Origin of the sequence: Maribellus comscasis (genome assembly GCF_009762775.1) — a bacterium.
Taxonomy (GTDB): domain Bacteria; phylum Bacteroidota; class Bacteroidia; order Bacteroidales; family Prolixibacteraceae; genus Draconibacterium; species Draconibacterium comscasis.
On record NZ_CP046401.1, the window covers coordinates 5,383,002 to 5,403,097 of the forward strand.

General features: G+C 37.6%; 16 protein-coding genes. 10 read left to right on the forward strand and 6 right to left on the reverse strand.

Features of this window, described 5'->3' with window-relative positions; translation table 11 throughout:
- Window positions 1-2 precede the first annotated feature (2 nt).
- Window positions 3-1,262, reverse strand: coding sequence for a hypothetical protein (locus GM418_RS21780; protein WP_158869327.1), 1,260 nt, complete (start codon window positions 1,260-1,262; stop codon window positions 3-5).
- Between the two features lie 257 nt (window positions 1,263-1,519).
- On the opposite strand from GM418_RS21780, the gene GM418_RS21785 reads away from it, so the two are divergent.
- From GM418_RS21785 to GM418_RS21810, 6 genes are all read left to right on the forward strand, one after another.
- Window positions 1,520-3,019: a DoxX family protein gene (locus tag GM418_RS21785; RefSeq protein ID WP_158869328.1), complete on the forward strand. Its 1,500-nt coding sequence runs from the start codon at window positions 1,520-1,522 to the stop codon at window positions 3,017-3,019.
- A gap of 776 nt (window positions 3,020-3,795) precedes the next feature.
- Window positions 3,796-4,131 (forward strand): hypothetical protein, encoded by a 336-nt coding sequence (locus GM418_RS21790; RefSeq protein WP_158869329.1) that lies wholly within the window; start codon window positions 3,796-3,798, stop codon window positions 4,129-4,131.
- A gap of 144 nt (window positions 4,132-4,275) precedes the next feature.
- Window positions 4,276-4,536 carry an OadG family protein gene (locus GM418_RS21795; protein WP_217447559.1) on the forward strand — a complete coding sequence of 87 codons (261 nt, stop codon included), beginning with the start codon at window positions 4,276-4,278 and terminating at the stop codon, window positions 4,534-4,536.
- 20 nt (window positions 4,537-4,556) lie between these two features.
- Window positions 4,557-6,476: a biotin/lipoyl-containing protein gene (locus GM418_RS21800; protein WP_158869330.1), complete on the forward strand. Its 1,920-nt coding sequence runs from the start codon at window positions 4,557-4,559 to the stop codon at window positions 6,474-6,476.
- 3 nt (window positions 6,477-6,479) lie between these two features.
- Window positions 6,480-7,685, forward strand: a complete 1,206-nt coding sequence (locus GM418_RS21805) for a sodium ion-translocating decarboxylase subunit beta (RefSeq protein WP_158869331.1) — start codon at window positions 6,480-6,482, stop codon at window positions 7,683-7,685.
- 213 nt (window positions 7,686-7,898) lie between these two features.
- A complete protein-coding gene (locus GM418_RS21810) occupies window positions 7,899-8,417 on the forward strand; it encodes a hypothetical protein (protein WP_158869332.1) in 519 nt (172 codons plus the stop codon).
- Window positions 8,418-8,535: 118 nt separating this feature from the next.
- Here the strand turns inward: GM418_RS21810 and GM418_RS21815 are convergent, their stop codons facing one another.
- The 3 genes from GM418_RS21815 to arcC form a co-directional block, all read right to left on the reverse strand.
- Window positions 8,536-9,687 (reverse strand): hypothetical protein, encoded by a 1,152-nt coding sequence (locus tag GM418_RS21815; protein WP_158869333.1) that lies wholly within the window; start codon window positions 9,685-9,687, stop codon window positions 8,536-8,538.
- Window positions 9,688-9,770: 83 nt separating this feature from the next.
- Window positions 9,771-10,769, reverse strand: coding sequence for an ornithine carbamoyltransferase (gene argF, locus GM418_RS21820; RefSeq protein WP_158869334.1), 999 nt, complete (start codon window positions 10,767-10,769; stop codon window positions 9,771-9,773).
- 31 nt (window positions 10,770-10,800) lie between these two features.
- Window positions 10,801-11,757 (reverse strand): carbamate kinase, encoded by a 957-nt coding sequence (arcC, locus tag GM418_RS21825; RefSeq protein WP_158869335.1) that lies wholly within the window; start codon window positions 11,755-11,757, stop codon window positions 10,801-10,803.
- A gap of 281 nt (window positions 11,758-12,038) precedes the next feature.
- On the opposite strand from arcC, the gene GM418_RS21830 reads away from it, so the two are divergent.
- Window positions 12,039-14,444, forward strand: a complete 2,406-nt coding sequence (locus GM418_RS21830; RefSeq protein WP_158869336.1) for a DNA translocase FtsK — start codon at window positions 12,039-12,041, stop codon at window positions 14,442-14,444.
- Between the two features lie 110 nt (window positions 14,445-14,554).
- Entirely contained in the window at window positions 14,555-15,205 is a 651-nt protein-coding gene (gene lolA1 / locus GM418_RS21835; protein ID WP_158869337.1) for an outer membrane lipoprotein periplasmic chaperone LolA1, read from the forward strand.
- Between the two features lie 9 nt (window positions 15,206-15,214).
- On the opposite strand, the gene pyk is transcribed toward lolA1, so the two are convergent.
- Together pyk and aroQ are read right to left on the reverse strand one after the other, a co-directional pair.
- Window positions 15,215-16,636, reverse strand: coding sequence for a pyruvate kinase (pyk, locus tag GM418_RS21840; protein WP_158869338.1), 1,422 nt, complete (start codon window positions 16,634-16,636; stop codon window positions 15,215-15,217).
- A gap of 96 nt (window positions 16,637-16,732) precedes the next feature.
- Window positions 16,733-17,158: a type II 3-dehydroquinate dehydratase gene (gene aroQ / locus GM418_RS21845; RefSeq protein ID WP_158869339.1), complete on the reverse strand. Its 426-nt coding sequence runs from the start codon at window positions 17,156-17,158 to the stop codon at window positions 16,733-16,735.
- A 138-nt stretch (window positions 17,159-17,296) separates the two neighbouring features.
- On the opposite strand from aroQ, the gene xerD reads away from it, so the two are divergent.
- Together xerD and pckA are read left to right on the forward strand one after the other, a co-directional pair.
- On the forward strand, window positions 17,297-18,196 hold the full coding sequence (xerD, locus tag GM418_RS21850) for a site-specific tyrosine recombinase XerD (RefSeq protein WP_158869340.1): 900 nt from the start codon (window positions 17,297-17,299) through the stop codon (window positions 18,194-18,196).
- 246 nt (window positions 18,197-18,442) lie between these two features.
- The gene (gene pckA, locus GM418_RS21855; protein ID WP_158869341.1) at window positions 18,443-20,050 is read left to right on the forward strand and encodes a phosphoenolpyruvate carboxykinase (ATP); all 1,608 of its coding nucleotides are present in this window, start codon (window positions 18,443-18,445) and stop codon (window positions 20,048-20,050) included.
- The last annotated feature ends 46 nt before the right edge of the window (window positions 20,051-20,096 follow it).

The window sequence follows — 20,096 nt, forward strand, 5'->3', positions numbered from 1 at the left end:
CATCAATCTGGTAAGATTGATGCTTTTTTGTTTAGTGTAGAGATATTCTTATTGAAATCGTTAGAATAAAAAATGTTGTTTTGTTTGTCTTTTAGTTCAATGGAATCGATCTTACCCGAACCAAAAAAAGAGTATTTGATTTCAAGAAGTTTCCCGAGTGAATAAACATAATCACTTTCAAAAATAACTTCCCCGTCCAGAAATATTTGGATATGATTGTTTTTTGTAGAGACTTTTACATCAAGCCAATCAGACATGTCAACCGAAAATGCAGACAGATCATTAAATTCTCCATCCAGCTTTTTCTCCGAAACCTGAAAAGTTGCGTACCTGGAACACTTGAGTTGTGTAAATCTGAGATTTACAACTCCCGCTTCGCCTGTGAGCGCAATATCAATATCGTAGCAGGAAAGGCTTCCGCTTGTTGCGTTGTTTTGTACTCTTGTTTGAAAAGTGAGAGAATCAAGACTCTTCTCAAAAGGATAGGTGTATCTGTAGCTCGTCCAGTAATTTGCTTGCCAGTTGGTAACCAGTGTTTTTAATTCTTCTGTAGGACTATAAAAAAAATGTTCAAGACGATAGAAATTTTGATCTTGAAATGGTTCAAAAAGCTCTGCCTGATTGTTTGGATAACAACCGGCAACCCATTCTTTTCTCCACGTAATAATTGGAATTGTATCCAGCGTTTTTGCCCGTGTATATAAAAATACATTATAAATACCTGGCTCGCTGTAGAAATAATTTACCATTTTTTTATCAGGGGGGAGGAAGGTTTCCTGGTTATGGTTAAAGGAACAGAAAACGCTGTCTTTTATTTTGCTTACATCGTATTTGAACGTCGCGGTAAAAGGAGCTTCATCTTGCTTTTTTTCGCAGGAAAATAAAAAAGCTTCGGTTTGAAATGGACGGTATTTAATAACAATAAGTCCAGGCACTAAAATGACGAGAATTAACAAAAAGTAAATTCTATATATTTTAGGTGGATTTATTTTTAGGGATTTAGAAGATTCTTTTTTTGCTAAGCTGTCGATATACTTGTTTAATGCATGTTGAGTAAATGCCTGCGGTAGATAGTTTTCTGAACTGACTTTTCGTTTGCCAAAAACTCGTTTTAATGTTTCTTCACTAATTCTGTCTCCTGTTTTTTCCTCAATCCTTTTACTAAGTTCTTTAAAATGAAAATTGGTCCACTCTTCCGGATTAGGCCAGTTGTAAGATTCAACAATTAAACGTTTTATTTTATCCGGATCGAATTTTTTCATTGTATTTGTAAGGTATTGTTTTCAAGTCGCTTACTAGTGTGACCAATAATGCTTCTCTTTGCTTTATATTCTGCTTTCCCTAAATTTCTTAATTCTTCTTTTATTGAAATAGTTTTATACAAGCTTAATTACAAAAATATTAAAATATACAGATTCAGGAAATTGTGACGTGATTCTTCAAAAAATTTCTTGCTGATTAAGAAAGCGAGAAGACAAATTATTAGGGTTATAGTTTAATACCGAAAAGAATAATAGTTATGAAAAAGTACTCAGTTTATTTATTAACGGGCTTAAGAATTTTGGTAGGCTGGCACTTTTTGTATGAAGGAATTGCCAAACTGATGACACCAGGTTGGAGCGCAAAATTGTACCTGCTAGGATCCAGATGGGTTTTTTCAGATGTTTTTCATCAGATGGCTGAATCAGATGGTATCATGAAAATTGTTGATTTTATGAATATTTGGGGGCTAATTCTGGTGGGGATCTCATTGTTTCTCGGATTGCTTACCCGTTGGTCCTCAATTGCAGGTGCTCTGTTGTTGTTTTTCTATTTTGTGGCTTATCCGCCTATTCCGGGTTATACTTTTGGAACGGTTATGGAAGGAAGCTATGTATGGGTAAACAAAACTTTGATTGAATTTTTTATTCTTTTGGTTTTTGTTTTTATTCCGGTTGGCTTTTTATTTGGGGTTGACCGTTTATTAACAAACTGGAAGGAGGAAAATGCCAGTGCTCCTGTTCCGTTGGAGAAGGATGAAACGAGTTCGCTGCAACGACGAGAGGTATTAAGAAATCTGATTAGTGTGCCTTTTCTGGGGGCTTTTGCCTATGCAGCTTATAAAAAACAGCGTTGGGATAGTTATGAAGAAAAGTTCTTAAATGCAGGCGAAACAGACGCTGTTTCCGCTGCAACATTGAAAAGCTTTAACTTTTCCTCTCTTGCTGATTTAAAAGGGGAAATTCCAAAAGGTAAAATTGGCGACCTTGATTTTAGCCGTCTGATTATGGGCGGAAACTTAATCGGAGGATGGGCGCATTCCCGCGATTTAATCTATGTTTCCAGGCTTGTTAAAGAATACCATAACGACGAACGTGTGATAATGACGCTGCAGCTGGCAGAAAAATGCGGTGTTGATTCAATCATAACCAACCCCTCATTGGGAAGAATTATGAACAAATACTGGCATGAAACCGGTGGCAAAATTAAGTTCATTTCAGACTGTGGTGACAGAGACGGGTTTTTGGAGGGGATAAAAAGGTCGCAAGAAGTTGGCGCATCTGCAATGTATTGCCAGGGTGCTATTGCCGACCGTTTGGCTCAAAATAACGATTTTGAAACCATTCGTAAAGGTCTGGAATTAATAAGGAATTATGACAAACCGGCAGGAATTGGCGCACATAAAATTGAAACGATAGAAGGTTGCGTTGAAAGGGGAATAAAACCTGATTTTTGGGTGAAAACCTTGCACCATCATAACTACTGGTCAGCACATCCCGATGCAGAACAGCACGATAATATGTTTTGTTTTAAACCAAGCCAAACCATAGAATTTATGAATCAGCTTGAAGAACCCTGGATTGCCTTTAAGGTGCTGGCAGCCGGTGCAATTTCTCCGCAAGAGGGATTTAAATTTGCTTTTGACAATGGTGCCGATTTTATTTGTGTGGGAATGTACGATTTTCAGATTGTTGAGGACTGCAATATGGTAGTTGATTCGCTTGCAAATATAAATCGAATCAGACCGTGGAGAGGATAATTTGACAAACTCCAAACAAAATAACAGATAAAGATCGGGGGTGGCAAATTTGTCATCCCCTTTTTAATTTCGATTGGAGTAAGTTGTCATTGAAGGGAGGTGCGTTTTAATGGAAGCAATTTTTTTCGACTCAGGCTTAATTCCAAATTGAGAAAATGGATGGGAGCTTGTTACAGAGTAAAACAGTTTCCTGTTTTTATTCTTATGCCTTTTTTTATCGTTTTGCGTTAAGATGCGAATCATGCAGCCCAATGATAGAGTGGATTACCGAGTGGCTTCATTTGGGCCTGGTAATTTTGATTTCGTTGTAAAGCGCCGTTTCTTCTATCTTCCTGAAGCTGAATGGCATCTCAGTTGCCAAAGATATGTTTGAAGCTTATTTTATGTTTGTTTTCTACAGCGAAACTCATTTTTGCCAATACATACATTTCTTCCATTGTAATAAATCCTGATTGGTTTTTTTGTCAGTATTGATATTAAAAAGATATCAAAGGCCAAAGAGCGTCTGGTAGTATAAAAGTTCAACTCGGCTTTTGGAAAGCTCGGGCAACAATTTCATTTTTTTGCGACATTTTAGGAAATGGATTTGGAAAAAATAAAAAGCCGGCAATGTATTGATATAGATCAATATAGAATTTTTTCTTTATTGTAATCTGTAAATCAATAATTTAGAATCGCTTAAATGTAGGTTTTATTTATTAAAACTGTCTTAACTTTTACACAAAACTTTAAATAATTTAACCTAAAATTTTAATTATTCTTATTTCTTTACGACAATGATTAAAATTTTTCTTTTAAATATAATCATAGCACTTGTACACTTGGGGTCGTATGAAACCTGCGGGAAACTTTACGGCATTAACATTATTTCCAATGGAATATGTAATAGTACTATTGCATTTGGATTTAATAATGGTGTTTTTAAAAATGCTGCGGTCTATTCACCCGGAAAGGATTTTCCGTCAACAGGAAGTTTTTCCGGAGGCGGGGATTTTGGTGTAAAATTCGTGAAATCTGACATTGAAAATTTCAGGTTTAAATCAAAAAGTTACCGAAACAGATTTTTGTTTTTTCTCACCGGTGTTTCCCCTCCTGTTAGAACGGTAGTATAAACCGTTTTTAAGGTTCGCCATCTGTAGGAACCTTATTTTAATATTTTGAATTTAAGTTCATTTTAAAATAAACAGTAGAAATTTTGCTGTAATGGGGATTATTGTTTTAAAAAAATAAAATCAAATCTAAAATTGAATTGAAATATGGGACAAAATTTAGGAAATGTATTGTCGACAATGGCTGTTGGAATGGTCACGGTGTTTGTTATTCTCTGGTTGGTTGTGATAATCGGAAATGTGATAATAAGAATTACAAACAAATATTTTCCGGGAGTTGAGACTGTAAAAACACAGAGAACTCAACCTTCGGAAAGATCGTCATCAGGAAAAATCGCAGCTATTGTTGCGGCCGTTGATATTATAACCAACGGAAATGGACATGTAGCAAAAATAACAAAAGTATAAACCAGATAAAATCAAAAAAAATGTCAAAAGAAATCAAATTTAGCCTATTATACCGCGATATGTGGCAGTCTTCGGGGAAGTATGTGCCACGCGTAGATCAACTGTTAAAAGTTGCTCCTGCAATTATAGATATGGGATGTTTTGACCGCGTTGAAACCAATGGTGGGGGTTTTGAACAGATAAATCTCTTATTCGGGGAAAATCCAAATGTGGCAAACCGGCAATGGACACAACCTTTTAACGATGTTGGTATCCAAACCCATATGCTGGAAAGGGCTTTGAACGGAATTCGGATGAGTCCGGTGCCTGCTGATGTGCGTAAATTAATGTACAAAGTGAAAAAGAAGCAGGGAACAGATATCGCCCGTTCTTTTTGCGGTTTAAATGATCCAAGAAACCTGGAAGGTTCAATTAAATATGCCAAAGAAGGAGGAATGATTTCTCAGGCAGCATTGAGTTTGACTATTTCAAAAGTTCACACCGTTGAGTATTATACAAACCTTGCAAACCAATTGATCGAAATGGGAGCTGACGAGATTTGTATAAAAGATATGGCAGGGATTGGTCGTCCGGCCTACCTGGGTAAATTGGTGAAAAATATTAAAGACAGCCATCCGGAAACCGTTGTTCAGTATCATTCGCACTCCGGTCCCGGTTTTGCAATGGCCTCTATTTTGGAAGTAGCCCGTGCAGGAGCCGATTATATTGATGTGGGTATGGAACCGCTTTCATGGGGAACCGGACATGTCGATTTACTGGCTGTTCAGGCGATGTTAAAAGATGCAGGTTTCTCAGTGCCGGAAATTAATATGAAAGCATACATGGAAGTGCGTTCACTGACCCAGAGTTTTATCGACGACTTTTTAGGCCTATACATCAATCCAAAAAACAGGCTGATGAATTCGTTGTTGATTGGTCCCGGTTTGCCCGGTGGAATGATGGGAAGTTTGATGGCTGATTTGGAAAATAATCTGTCGAGTTTAAATAAATGGAAAGCCAAACGAGGCCAGAAAGAGCTTACTCAGGATGATCTGCTTGTTAAATTGTTTGACGAAGTAGAACACATTTGGCCAATGTTAGGATATCCTCCGCTGGTAACACCATTTAGCCAGTATGTGAAAAATCTGGCGCTGATGAATGTAATTCAGCTGGAAAAAGGAAAAGAGCGCTGGTCGATGATCGCTGACAATATCTGGGATATGATTTTGGGTAAATCAGGAAAATTACCCGGAGAATTGTCTCCCGAAATTATAAAGTTGGCTGAAAAGCAAGGCCGCGAATTCTATACTGGAAATCCACAGGATTTATATCCTGATAACCTGGAATCTTTCAAAGAAGAAATGAAAGCCAACAATTGGGATTTTGGCCAGGATGATGAAGAATTGTTTGAATTGGCAATGCACCCGGAACAGTACCGCGCATACAAGTCAGGCGAGGCAAAAGCTGCATTTGAAGCTGATTTGGCAGCGAAAAAAGCTCCGAAAGAGGAAGCCAAACCTGTTGCTAAAAATGGAAAAGCAGTTGCTGCAGATTCAAATGGCTGTGAGCCTCGTAACCTGAATATTGAAGTGAACGGAGAAAAATTTGTTGTTAAAGTTTCTTGTGGCGAGGGTGATAAAAATGGGTCAGCCAATGGAAAAGCCCGGGTGGAAAGTGCTCCGCTTAACGGAAACGGGAAAATCAATGGGAATGGTAATGGAAGCGCTAATCTTGCAGAAGTAATTGCACCGTTGGAAGGAAAATTCTTTTTAACCAAAGATTCATCGGAAACAGCTGTAAAACCAGGCGATAATGTAAACGAAGGAGATGTAATCGGATACATTGAATCGATGAAAACTTACAATGCCATTATCGCAGAAACCTCGGGAAAGGTAGTTGAGGTATGTTTGGCAAACGGAGAAGTAGTTGAAGAAGATGATGTACTTTTAAAGTTGCAGTAAAACATGCAGGATATTTTTTTGAGATTGTTTGAAATGACCGCTTTGGGAGACATTACATTCAAAACGGTTATTATGTGGGTTATAGCATTTGTTTTGCTGTATTTGGGAATTAAAAAGAAGTACGAACCGTTATTGCTTGTTCCGATTGGTTTTGGCGTATTACTGGCCAATTTCCCCGGAGCAAACATGGGAATTGTTCCGTCCGATTTTGTTGAACTTGATGCGGGAAGGTATAAGAACCTGTTCGAAATTGCCCACGATTACGGAATTATGAATTACCTGTATTATTCTCTGATTAAAACAGGTTTCCTTCCGCCTATTATTTTTATGGGCGTAGGGGCTCTAACCGATTTTGGACCGATGTTACGAAACCTGAGACTTGCTTTCTTTGGGGCTGCGGCTCAAATCGGAATCTTTACGGTTATGATTGCCGCGATATACATGGGATTTACCATAAAAGAAGCAGCCTCACTTGGAATTATCGGTGGTGCCGACGGACCAACTGCAATTTACACAACCATTATGTTGGCTCCGCATCTGCTCGGGCCAATTGCAATTGCCGCGTATTCCTACATGGCGTTGGTGCCGGTAATTATTCCCTTGGTGGCAAAGACTCTAATGAATAAAAAGGAGTTTACGATTAGTATGAAGGAAATGGATAAAAAGTATCCGCCAAAACATCAGATTAAAAACCTGAAAACAGTAAAAATAGTCTTCCCGATTGCACTCGGAACAGTTGTAGCTATTTTGGTTCCTTCGTCAGTACCACTTTTGGGGATGTTGCTTTTTGGTAACCTTGTAAAGGAAATTGGGACTTCAACAAGTCGTTTGTCAGAAGCAGCAACCGGACCAATTATGAATACAGCGACTATTTTTCTTGGGCTGGCAGTGGGAGCTACAATGACTTCGGACGTTTTTCTTACACCTAAAACACTGGGAATTGTGGTTGGTGGTTTTATTGCCTTTGCAATATCAATTAGCGGAGGTATTTTGGCGGTGAAAGTGTACAATATTTTTTCCAAAAAGAAAATTAATCCACTTGTAGGCGCAACCGGATTAAGCGCTGTTCCGATGGCGTCGCGTGTAGCAAATGAACTGGCTTTAAAATATGACCCGAAAAACCATATTTTACAGTACTGCATGGCGAGCAACATATCAGGTGTTATTGGTTCAGCTGTTGCAGCCGGGGTATTAATTTCTTTGGTTTAACAGAGAACTATTTTTTTTAATAACTGTTATCCTGATACTATAATACAATTTATAGTATCAGGATTTTTTGTTGTGATTTCTATGAAACAGCGATTGTTATAGGGCTAGAATTGCTTAACAAAAAGTTAAATGAAAAAAATTGATGTGTTTAAATAATTATCATAATTTCTAAAAAATTCGAATAACAATTAAATCTTTTAAAACATTACGTTCATGAAAAAGATCACTTTAGTTTTTTGCGCATTATTATTTGTCGGTACAATTGCCAAAGCGCAGGCGCCTTTACAGGAAGGAGAAATGCAGATAAATGGCGGAGTTGGTTTGTCAAATTATGGATTACCGTTATATGGCGGACTTGAGTATGGAATTGGTTACAATATTTCGGTTGGAGGCGAAGTAAGTTATCGCGGTTACCACGAAACTTATTCATCTACCAAATGGAATCATGCTATTTTTACTGCGGCAGCCATCGGAAATTACCATTTTAATGAATTACTGGAAATTCCCTCCGAGTGGGATTTTTACGCAGGTTTGTCTCTCGGTTACTCTGCCTGGTCTTCAAAATACGATGGAAACGGAAGTTTTAGCTATGCCGGTAGTGGTGGCTCCGGTTTATATCTGGTTGGCCAAATTGGCGGGCGTTACTTCTTTAATGAAAATGTTGGTTTGAATGTTGAATTAGGAGGTGGAAATTATTCCGGTGGTAAAATTGGAGTTACTATAAAGTTGTAAAAACAGGTAATAACGTGTTTGTATTTAAATAGAGCATCAGGAGTTGCTGTTGAATATTTTTAATTTAACAGCAACTCCTAAATTTTTATCACTTTTTGAACCAAATTTGATTAATCATTTAGATATCCCCGAGTGCTACGCCAAGCGAAACCGTAAAATAAAGATCTCCTCCTTTTGAAATTTCCTTATTCGAAAGAAAATAGTCGTAGCCAACACTTGGCCTTAGAAACAAAAATCCTCCCGGACTGTAAATATTTTTACTCTGCCATTTTTTTAAAACAAAATCGCAGGACGCACCAACGCCCGGACAAAACGTTCCGATGAGGTTATTTTTGGGTTCCGAATCGTTATCGTCAGCCAGCGATGATTGAGAGTTTATCTCATAGCCACCAATAACGAGGTATGGGTAAAAGTTCACTTTATCAGTCGAATACAACGATTGTCCGATTTTCAGACCGTATTTTAAACTGCTTATTTTGTCGCCGGCGGGATGTGTCCAGTTTTTATCTTTTACCGGCATATCGTTTTTCGAAACTTCACGGCTTACGCTTCCGCCCATAAATAATGAAAGATACAGACGATTCAAAAATCCATCAATTTCAAAATTCATTATGTGCATATGCGAATCAAAATTGTCTGTAATGTTTCCGTTCAGAAATTCATTCCCGTACCCCAGACAAAAATTCATTCTTCCTGTAAATGTTAATTGCCGGAGTTGATTTATAAAAACAACGTATTCGGAATCGGGATTACCTTTTACATAATTTTTTAGCGATTTATTGAGCTCAGAATAATCATCGTTCATATAATACCTGATGTATAAACGAATCACTTTTTTATCGGCCTCGGAAAGTTGGCTTTTGTCCAAATCTTCCATGATAAAAGACATCTCTGTTCCAAGATACTGATGAATTTGATCTGAAATCGATTCTACCTGAAAGGTTTGTACTTTACCTTCCAGCAGCGAATCCCAGTTTTTTGCATTATAAAGGAAAAGTTCAAAATTCCGGTTCGCCAGCGAAAAAAGAATCTCTTCCGCGGGATACAGAACAATGTATTTTTCATCTACTGTATTTTTTAGATAATTAAGCGTTGAAACCGCTCCGTCATGGTCACCCGAAATGGTTTTATCCGCAAGCAGTTTTCTTCCGTTTCTGATGATTAATTCCGTAGAGTCGGTAAATGCTATGATTTCCTTTTTTATATCGTCCTGAGCAAAAGTAGTTGTTGCAGAAAACACCAGGAGAAAGAGGATGATGTGTCGTTTCATTGTTGTATTGGTTACGTTGTGTTGGCCGAAGCTAACAGTTTTTTTTACTGTTTGTTTTAAGACGTCGAAAAATTTCAAAAATGTTAAGTCAATGTTGCTACCATCACCGCTTTTATTGTGTGAAGTCGGTTTTCAGCCTGGTCAAAAACAACAGAAGCTTTGCTTTCAAAAACTTCTTCTGTTACCTCCATGGCATCGATACCAAATTTCTGATAAATTTCTTCACCGATTTTTGTATCACGGTTGTGAAAAGCAGGTAAACAATGCAGAAATTTCACATTCGGATTTCCGGTTGATTTTATCACATTTGTGTTGACCTGGTAGGGGAGAAGCATTTGAATCCGATCGGCCCAAACTTCCTGAGGTTCACCCATTGAGACCCATACATCGGTATATAAAAAGTCGCAATCTTTTACCGCTTTCTCAACGTTCTCTGAAACGGTTATTTTTGCTCCCGTAGTTCTGGCAATTTTAAGACATTCGTTTTGAAGTTCCCCCGAAGGTTGACAGTTTTTTGGCGCAGCCGCCTTGAAATCCATTCCAAGTTTTGCCGCTCCCACCATCAATGAATTGCCCATATTATTTCTTGCATCTCCTAGATAGCAGAGTTTTATCTCAGAAAAAGGCTTGTTTGAGTGTTCTTTTATGGTAAGAAAATCAGCCAGAATCTGAGTAGGGTGAAATTCATTTGTCAATCCGTTCCAAACCGGAACACCTGCATGTTTTGCCAGTTCCTCAACAACATTTTGTCCAAATCCGCGGTATTCAATTGCATCATACATTCTGCCCAAAACCCGTGCGGTGTCCTTCATCGATTCTTTTTGACCAATTTGCGAACCGGTTGGACCAAGATACGTAACATGAGCTCCCTGGTCGTAGGCAGCTACTTCAAAAGCACAGCGTGTGCGTGTTGATGCTTTTTCAAAAATGAGAGCTATATTTTTTCCTTTTAATAGACGATCTTCTGTCTGGCTTTTTTTTGCGTATTTCAAATCTTCGGCAAGTTCCAACAGGTAATAAATTTCCTCCGGTGTAAAGTCAAGTAATTTTAAAAAGCTCCGGTTTTCAAGGTTAATGGCCATATCTTTCTTTTTTGTTCTTTATTTTTGAATTTTACTTTTCGTATTCCATTGTTATTTTCGAACCAAACGATTTGTCTTCCAGTTTTTTGGCTTCAGTTATCACACTCTTTTTGCCCCCGTTTTTTACAAAATTGAGACATGCTTTAATTTTGGGTTCCATTGTTCCTTCTGAGAATGTCCCCATCTCAAGATATTTTAGCGTATCAACATAATCTAAAAACTCGAGTTTTTCCTGGTTTGGTTCTCCAAAGTTTTTATAAATAAACGAAACATCGGTAAGAATATAAAGCTCGTCGGCATTTATGTTGGTCGCCAGCAAGCTTGAAGCCATATCTTTATCGATTACAGCATCCAGTGTTCTTACATTTTTCTCGTCATCATAGTATACGGGAATTCCTCCGCCCCCTGCAGCAATAACAATGTTGCCTTTTCTGACCAACGATTCAATCGTGTCTTTATTTATTATCTCCAGCGGAACAGGCGAGGGAACAACCCTTCTGTATTTGCCTTCAGCTTTTGTTGTGGTTTTAAAAGTCCATTTTTTTTCTTTAGTCAGCCTGTCAGCTTCTTCCCGGGTATATAGTTTCCCAATTCTTTTTGACGGATCTGAAAATGCCGGATCATTCCGGTCTACTTCAACCAGTGTTACCATTGTAATAATATTCTTCTGAATACCATGCTGTTTGAGCACATTCCGCATCATCCTCTCAAGCATGTAGCCAATCCCTCCCTGCGAATCGGCAACACATATATCAAGTGGCATCGGGGCAATATTATAAACTTGTTCACCGGCATCATTACGCATCAAAATATTTCCTACCTGGGGGCCGTTTCCGTGCGTTATAACCAGCTCATAACCATCATTTATCAGATGAACAAGGTTTTCCAGTGTCTCGGTAGAATTCTGTTCCTGCTGTTCAATTGTTCCTTCCTCGTTATCCCTTAAAATGGCATTGCCACCAAGAGCTACAACTGCCAGTTTTTTCATGATAAATCATTTAATCTTCAAACAAACTTAAAAATTTGGGGGAATCTAAAATATGGAGTTTTGTCATCTTTACCGTTGTCTACCCTATTATAAAACAGTGGCTTAATTTTTTTAGTTACAATTTTTCGGCTGACATCTGTTTTGGATGACAGATTATTGAGCGGATATTTTTTTTACTAACACTTTGCATTTTATATGATTCAATTTTATGAAGAAAATATTCACCTGCTACCTGCGTTTTTTTAGTTAGATTTGCATTTTATTAAACAAATATTTTTGAAATGGCCGTAAAACGAAAAAAGCCAAAAAATCCAACAAAAAAAGCTAAAAAATCAAGAACTCCATTTTTTAAAAATGAGAAGTTTAAGTTTGTTTTTGGAGTTTTGGTTTTATTGGTTGCAAGCTATTTGTTGATAGCCTTTATTTCGTTTTTGTTTTTTGGGGCTGCCGATCAAAGCAAGCTTGACTTACCGTGGTCAGAACTCGTATTTGATTCAACCATTAAAGTTCAGAATAAAGCCGGTAAAACAGGAGCCTGGCTCTCGGAAGTTGTCTTTAATCAGGGATTTGGACTGGCTTCTTTTATTTTTATTTATCTGCTGGCTATAATCGGTTTTAAAATACTGGGGAGAAATAAAGGGCGATTTAGCAAAAATTTCTTTTTTAGTTTTGTTCTGCTGATATGGTTGTCGGTGACACTCGGGTTGATTTTTACAAAAACCGAAGGAGGATCTGCTATATATGCCGGTGGGAAATACGGATTTGTACTTAGTAACTGGTTGAGTTCACTTATCGGGACATTCGGTGTTGTTTTGCTTTTGTTTGTTTCCGCTGTTATAATTTTTGTTGTCCGGTTTGACAAAGGATATCACTGGCTTAAAAACCGGCTAAGAAGAAAAGAGAAGGTTGATATTCCAGCTTTTGAAGAAGAACAGGAACCTTTAGAAGATTCCAATATTACTGACGAATCAATTTCAAAAGTTATTGAAGACGACGATATCGTAAAAGCAATTTTTGAGCCCGACTCGGAAGAAGATGATTCACTTGAAGTGGAAATTGCTTCAAAAGAAGAAAAAGACGAGGAAGTAAATGAAGAAAAAAGAGAAGAAGAGGAGGAACTGGAGTTAACCGTTAAAAAAATTCAGGAAGAGGAAGGAGACCCGATTCAGAATGAGGAAATGGAAGATTACGATCCCACCCTCGATTTATCGGAATTTAAATTCCCCACACTTGAACTTTTGGAAGACCACAATTTTGGAAACGCTGAAGTAAGCAACGAGGAGTTAATTTCAAATAAAAACAAAATTGTTGAAACACTTCGTCATTATAAGATTGAAATTACAAAAATCAGGGCTACCATTGGTCCAACGATTACTTTATACGAAATAGTGCCCGCTCCCGGTATTCGCATTTCAAAAATTAAAAATCTGGAGGATGATATTGCACTTAGCCTGGCGGCTTTGGGAATTCGAATCATCGCCCCTATTCCCGGGAGGGGAACCATCGGTATTGAAGTTCCTAATCAGAGTCCGGAAGTGGTTTCAATGCGTTCTATTTTAAGTTCAAAGAAATTTCAGGAGAATACTGCGGAACTTCCGGTTGCACTGGGAAAGACCATTTCGAATGAAACCTATTTGTTTGATTTGGTTAAGATGCCTCATATTCTGGTTGCGGGGGCCACTGGGCAGGGGAAATCGGTTGGGGTAAATGTAATTATTACTTCCTTGCTGTATAAAAAACATCCGTCACAATTAAAATTTGTTTTTGTAGACCCCAAGAAGGTAGAGTTAAACCTCTATTCGGTACTTGAAAAACACTACCTCGCAAAACTTCCCGGCGAAGAAGAGCCGGTTATTACTGATATTCAAAAAGTAAAAAATACATTGAATTCCATTAACGTTGAAATGGATCAGCGTTATGATCTGTTAAAAAAGGCACATGCACGAAATGTAAAAGAGTACAACAAAAAATTTATAAGCCGCAAGTTAAATCCTGAAAAAGGGCACAAGTATATGCCTTATATTGTGGTTATTATAGATGAGTTTGCCGATTTGATAATGACAGCCGGAAAAGAGATTGAATTGCCAATTGCAAGGATTGCACAGTTGGCACGTGCCGTTGGTATTCATATGATAATAGCCACACAACGTCCCTCAACAAACATTATAACGGGGGTAATAAAAGCGAACTTCCCTGCGCGAATTGCATTTAAGGTGGCTTCGATGATTGACTCCAGAACAATTCTGGATACACCGGGTGCAAACCAGCTTATCGGGAAAGGAGATATGTTAATCGCATCAGGAAGCAATATTACCCGTGTACAGTGCGCATTTGTGGACACTCCAGAAGTGGAAAAAGTATGTTCTTTTATTTCGGAACAAAGAGGTTACCCAACCGCATTTTTGTTACCTGAATATGTTGGAGATGATGAACCAGGGCCGGGAGAAGTTGACCTGAACAATAAAGATGAATTGTTTGATGACGCAGCACGTGTGGTTGTGATGAACCAGATGGGATCTACATCAATGATTCAGCGAAAATTTTCAATTGGTTACAACCGGGCAGGAAGAATAATGGATCAATTGGAGGCTGCCGGTGTTGTTGGACCCAGTGAAGGAAGTAAAGCACGACAGGTACTTATTCAGGATGAATACAGTTTGGAACAATTGTTGAATGATTTAAATTAGAACGCTGTAATTTTTCAATTTAAATTGTGTTGAAGACAATGAAAATTGGTTGGCGTTCCTGAATGTTTCCAAATTTTTTGAATATTTGCAGCCGAAAAAATTAAAAACAGATGAAAAAGATATTTCTTACAAGTATAATTTTTATTTCTTTCTTGTTCTCGTTTGCCCAGGGAGACGAAAAAGCAAAAGATATTTTAGATCAGGTAAGCAGTAAAACGCGTTCTTATACTACCATTGAAGCTGATTTCTCTTTCACAATGGAAAATAAGGAAATGGAAATTCATGAAGCAAACGACGGAACAATAAAACTAAAGGGTGAGAAATATGCAGTGGTACTTCCGGAGCTTGGCGTAAAAATATATTCTGACGGGGAAACACTTTGGAATTACATGGAAGACGGAAACCAGGTAACAATCTCTACCATCGACGAAGAAAGTGGTGACTTGATGGATCCTTCCTCTCTGTTTAATATTTACGAGAAAGGTTTTCAATCGAAATTTGTGGAGGAGAAAAAAGAAGGAAACAAATCGTTATATATAATTGACTTGTTTCCTGACGAAAATTTTCAGGAAGTTTCAAAAATAAATATAGCTGTTAATAAATCGACACTAATGATTGATTCCGCGACGCTTTATGAGAACGGCGGTAACATGTATAGTATAAAAGTAAAGAATATAGAAACCAACAAATCTTTTCCTGATTCCGACTTTGTTTTTAATGCCGATGATTATGAGGATGTGGAAGTTATTGATTTCCGGTAACCCGTTTTATTACTTATACATTTTTGGATCGAGCAGTAGTTTATCTGCCGATGAGATTTCAATAAACGATGCCCCCGAATCTTCTCCAAACCGGCCACCGATATATATAATAAGGTCTTCTTTTTTAATCGTCTTTTCCTTAATCAGATTTTGAATTGCCGCCTTCTGAATTTTTAGTTTATTCTTTTTGATGGGCAGGTACGACGGATAAACTCCAAAAGAAAGTGCCAACTGTCTGACAACCTGTTCTGAATGACATTTGGCCAAAACGGGTGTGGTTGAACGATATGCCGATATATATCTTGCGGTTTTCCCTGTTGTTGTTGAAGTTACTATTGCAACCGGATTAAGCTCTCTCGCTGCTCTCAAAGCCGACTGCGCCAGATAGGCGGGTATTTCATGCTTTACAGGTGGTAGAATAACGTCGTAGCGTTTATCCCTGTCAGGTTCCACTTCGTTGGCAATCTTAACCATCATTTGTATCGCTTCTACCGGATATTTCCCGTACGCTGTTTCTCCACTCAGCATAATGGCGTCGGTACGTGCATAAATAGCACTGGCCACATCGCCCACTTCTGCACGAGTCGGACGCGGGTGTTCAATCATACTATGCAGCATCTGAGTCGCAATTATCACCGGTTTTTTCTGGATAATTGCTTTTCTGATTAAATTTCTCTGTACTGTTGGAATCTGCTCTGCGGGAAGTTCAATACCCAGGTCGCCACGGGCAACCATAATTCCGTATGCCGATTCCAGAATTTCATCGATTTTATTTACACCTTCCAGGTTTTCTATTTTGGCGATGATTTTGATTTTGCTGTTTTGTAAATCCAGAATTTTTTGAACTGCTTCGACATCTTTTTTATTCCGTACAAATGAGTGCGCAATAAAATCCAATTCGTTTTCGATGGCAAAGTTGATAAATTCTTTGTCTTTCTCAGAAATAGAAGGGAGTTTAATTTTTACACCCGGAATATTTAGACTTTTATTATTTTTTATAGTACCGCTGTTTTCAATCCTGCTAACCAGATATTCCTTTTTTTTCTCAACAACAGTGATTTCAATATCGCCATCGTCTATTAAAATTTTGTCGCCCTCATTTACATCTCGCACAAAGTTTTTATAGTTTACACAAATATGAGCGTTTCCGGTTTCCATTTCATGATAGGCTATCGAAATATTTTGCCCTTTGGTCACCTCTAGTTGGTTTTGGGTTTTGCAGGTTCTTATTTCCGGTCCTTTGGTATCGATAAGAATCGCAATTTTATCAGAAACAGTGCGTATGTTCTCAATAAGTTTTTTTCCGCTCTCTTTGCTTATGTGAGCAGTGTTTATTCTCGCTACGTTCATCCCGGCCTCGTAAAGAGATTTTATAAAATCCACATCACATTTTTGGTCGGATATTGTTGCAACAATTTTTGTTTGTCTCATGTCTTTAATTTTAAAAGGCTGCAAATGTAGAACTATTTGTCTCTTTGTATTTCATTTCGGATTAAACAAAAATTAAATTTAAGATTGAAGTAGTATTTAATCTTTATTTACCAAATAACTTTGAATTGCAAGCGTATATGAATCCAGTCCAAAACCCATAATACATCCTTTACATACCGGCCCGATTATAGATTTATGCCGGAAATCTTCACGCGACAAAGTATTTGATATATGAACTTCAACAACCGGCGTTGTTACACCTGCAATTGCGTCGCGTATAGCAACCGAAGTGTGGGTGTATGCTCCGGCGTTAATAATTATACCATCGCAGTTAAACCCAAATTCATGAATTTTGTCGATTAATTCTCCCTCAATATTTGATTGAAAATAATTTAATTCAACTTCTCTGAAATTATTCTTTAATGTTTTAAAAAAACTGTCAAAGCTTTTGTCCCCGTAGATATTCTTTTCCCGTTTCCCCAACAGATTTAAATTTGGGCCGTTGATTATCAATAATTTCATTACATTTCGATTTTAATTTTTTTTATAGTAACTTTATATGTAATCAATCGTACTAGTATTCAAATAATTAAAAAATAGTACTGATTCTATTTCAAAATTATTTAAATAAAACGATTAACAAAATATAAAATTAAAGATATGAAGTGGGAGGACAGTAAAAAAGGCTACGAGAATTATTTGAGGCTGGAAAAATCGCTGTCGCAAAATTCAATTGCGGCGTATATCAATGATATAAATAAGTTGGTCGAGTTTTTAGAAAAGAACTTTAAAAAAATTGCACCGGATAAAGTTAAACTTTCGCATTTAAAAAGTTTTGTTGAATGGCTGAATGAAAGAGGTGTTAGTCCCAGAACGCAGGCTCGTACAATTTCTGGTATAAAATCATTTTACAAGTATCTTTTAATAGAAGGAAAAATTAACAGCGATCCAACTGCTTTACTTGAGTCTCCCAAAATAGGGAGAAAACTTCCCGATATTTTAACAATGGAAGAAATTGATTCGTTGATTGAAGCAATTGACCTGGAAAAAGCGGAAGGACAGCGTAATAAAGCAATGCTTGAAACACTATATAGTTGTGGGTTAAGAGTTTCAGAACTTGTGAATTTGAAACTTACCAATCTTTTTTTCGACCAGGGTTTTGTAAAAATAGAAGGAAAAGCAGACAAGGAAAGGCTTGTGCCGGTAAGCAACAGAGCAATTGAAGAAATAAATAAATATCTGAAAGGGTATCGCAAAACGTTGAAAATAAGTAAAGAAAGTGAGAATGTATTGTTTCTGAACAGGAGAGGCAGAAAGTTAAGTCGGGTTATGATTTTTACAATTATTAAAAATTTGGCTGATAAAATTGGTTTGGAAAAAAAGATAAGCCCGCATACATTCAGGCATTCATTTGCAACGCATTTAATTAATGGAGGTGCTGATTTGCGCGCTGTTCAGGAAATGTTAGGGCACGAATCGATATTGACAACAGAAATTTACACGCATTTAGACCGCGATTATCTTCGTAGTACCATTCATCAGTTTCATCCAAGGTCTTAAAATTCAAATTTAAATAAAGAAAAAGAGCATTGAACGAAAAAAAACGATGCTCTTTTTTTTGAGATCATATCGATATAAATATTTAACAAGTAGGGTGCAAAAGTTAATTGTTAAGATATTGTTTAATTGGAGCTAAAAAGCGGCTAAATCAAAACCTTTATCGGCCGGGGTTGGAAAAAAAAGTTATTTTTGTTCACCGAAATTACGTATTGAAAAGAGTATTATTAAGTTAATTATTAGGTAGTTATGAAAAACTTGGATTTGTCGAAGTACGGTATACAAGACGTACAGGAAATTGTTTATAACCCATCTTACGAACAACTCTTCGAAGAAGAGATGAAACCTGAATTGGAAGGTTTTGAAAAAGGACAACTTACAGAATTAGACGCTGTAAATGTTATGACCGGAATCTTTACAGGACGTTCACCTAAAGATAAATTCATCGTTAAAGATGATACAACAAAAGATACCATCTGGTGGACAACACCAGGATCGCCTAACGACAACAAACCTACAACTCCCGAAGTTTGGGCTGAGTTAAAAGCAAATACTGTTAAACAGCTTTCAGGGAAAAGACTGTTTGTTATTGACACTTTCTGTGGTGCCAACGAAGACACTCGGTTAAAAGTTCGTTTTATTATGGAAGTAGCATGGCAGGCTCACTTTGTAAAAAACATGTTTATCCGCCCGACAGAAGAAGAATTGGAAGGCTATGGCGAGCCCGATTTTGTTGTAATGAACGGTTCAAAAACAACCAACGAAAAATGGGAAGAACATGGTTTGAACTCTGAAGTTTATACCGTTTTCAATCTTACTGAAAAAATGCAGGTTATTGGCGGTAGCTGGTACGGTGGTGAAATGAAAAAAGGTATGTTCGCTATGATGAACTACTACTTGCCACTTCGTGGAATGGCTTCTATGCACTGTTCAGCAAACGTAGGTAAAGACGGTGATGTTGCTATTTTCTTTGGTCTTTCAGGAACCGGTAAAACAACTTTATCTACTGACCCAAACCGCCAGTTGATTGGTGATGATGAGCACGGTTGGGATGATGAAGGTATCTTCAACTTTGAAGGTGGATGTTATGCAAAAACCATCAACCTGGATAAAGAAGCTGAACCGGAAATTTACGGTGCAATCAAACGTGATGCTTTGTTGGAAAACGTTACTGTTGATGCTGACGGTAAAATCGATTTTAACGACGGTTCTGTAACTCAGAACACACGTGTTTCTTACCCGATTTACCACATTGAAAATATTGTTAAACCGATTTCAAAAGCAGGTCACGCTAAAAAAGTTATTTTCCTGACTGCTGATGCATTTGGAGTACTTCCTCCGGTTGCTAAATTAACTCCGGAACAAACTAAATATCACTTCTTATCAGGATTTACTGCAAAATTAGCAGGTACTGAGCGTGGGGTTACTGCTCCACAACCTACTTTCTCTGCTTGTTTTGGTGCTGCTTTCCTTTCTTTACACCCAACAAAATACGGTGAAGAATTAGTGAAAAAAATGGAAGAGCACGGAGCTGAGGCTTACCTTGTAAACACCGGATGGAATGGAACCGGAAAACGTATCTCGATTAAAGATACCCGTGGTATTATTACTGCAATTCTTGATGGTTCTATTGAAGTGGCTCCAACTAAAAACCTGCCGGTTTTTAACCTTGAAATCCCTACTGAATTAAAAGGTGTTGCTACTGAAGTTCTTGACCCGCGTGATACGTATGCAAATGCTGCTGACTGGGACGAAAAAGCTGCTGACCTGGCCGGACGTTTCATCAAAAACTTCGAAAAATATACGGACAACGAAGAAGGAAAAGCATTGGTTGCTGCTGGACCACAACTTGACTAATCAGTTATTAAAATTGATATACGAAAACCTCGCCATTTGGCGGGGT

Coding starts and splice junctions, on each gene's coding strand:
- GM418_RS21805 (WP_158869331.1), top strand. CDS start 6,480: ATGCAGGATATTTTTTTGAGATTGTTTGAAATGACCGCTTTGGGAGAC.
- GM418_RS21830 (WP_158869336.1), top strand. CDS start 12,039: ATGGCCGTAAAACGAAAAAAGCCAAAAAATCCAACAAAAAAAGCTAAA.
- GM418_RS21810 (WP_158869332.1), top strand. CDS start 7,899: ATGAAAAAGATCACTTTAGTTTTTTGCGCATTATTATTTGTCGGTACA.
- lolA1 (WP_158869337.1), top strand. CDS start 14,555: ATGAAAAAGATATTTCTTACAAGTATAATTTTTATTTCTTTCTTGTTC.
- GM418_RS21815 (WP_158869333.1), bottom strand. CDS start 9,687: ATGAAACGACACATCATCCTCTTTCTCCTGGTGTTTTCTGCAACAACT.
- xerD (WP_158869340.1), top strand. CDS start 17,297: ATGAAGTGGGAGGACAGTAAAAAAGGCTACGAGAATTATTTGAGGCTG.
- GM418_RS21790 (WP_158869329.1), top strand. CDS start 3,796: ATGATTAAAATTTTTCTTTTAAATATAATCATAGCACTTGTACACTTG.
- GM418_RS21785 (WP_158869328.1), top strand. CDS start 1,520: ATGAAAAAGTACTCAGTTTATTTATTAACGGGCTTAAGAATTTTGGTA.
- pckA (WP_158869341.1), top strand. CDS start 18,443: ATGAAAAACTTGGATTTGTCGAAGTACGGTATACAAGACGTACAGGAA.
- pyk (WP_158869338.1), bottom strand. CDS start 16,636: ATGAGACAAACAAAAATTGTTGCAACAATATCCGACCAAAAATGTGAT.
- argF (WP_158869334.1), bottom strand. CDS start 10,769: ATGGCCATTAACCTTGAAAACCGGAGCTTTTTAAAATTACTTGACTTT.
- arcC (WP_158869335.1), bottom strand. CDS start 11,757: ATGAAAAAACTGGCAGTTGTAGCTCTTGGTGGCAATGCCATTTTAAGG.
- GM418_RS21780 (WP_158869327.1), bottom strand. CDS start 1,262: ATGAAAAAATTCGATCCGGATAAAATAAAACGTTTAATTGTTGAATCT.
- aroQ (WP_158869339.1), bottom strand. CDS start 17,158: ATGAAATTATTGATAATCAACGGCCCAAATTTAAATCTGTTGGGGAAA.
- GM418_RS21800 (WP_158869330.1), top strand. CDS start 4,557: ATGTCAAAAGAAATCAAATTTAGCCTATTATACCGCGATATGTGGCAG.
- GM418_RS21795 (WP_217447559.1), top strand. CDS start 4,276: ATGGGACAAAATTTAGGAAATGTATTGTCGACAATGGCTGTTGGAATG.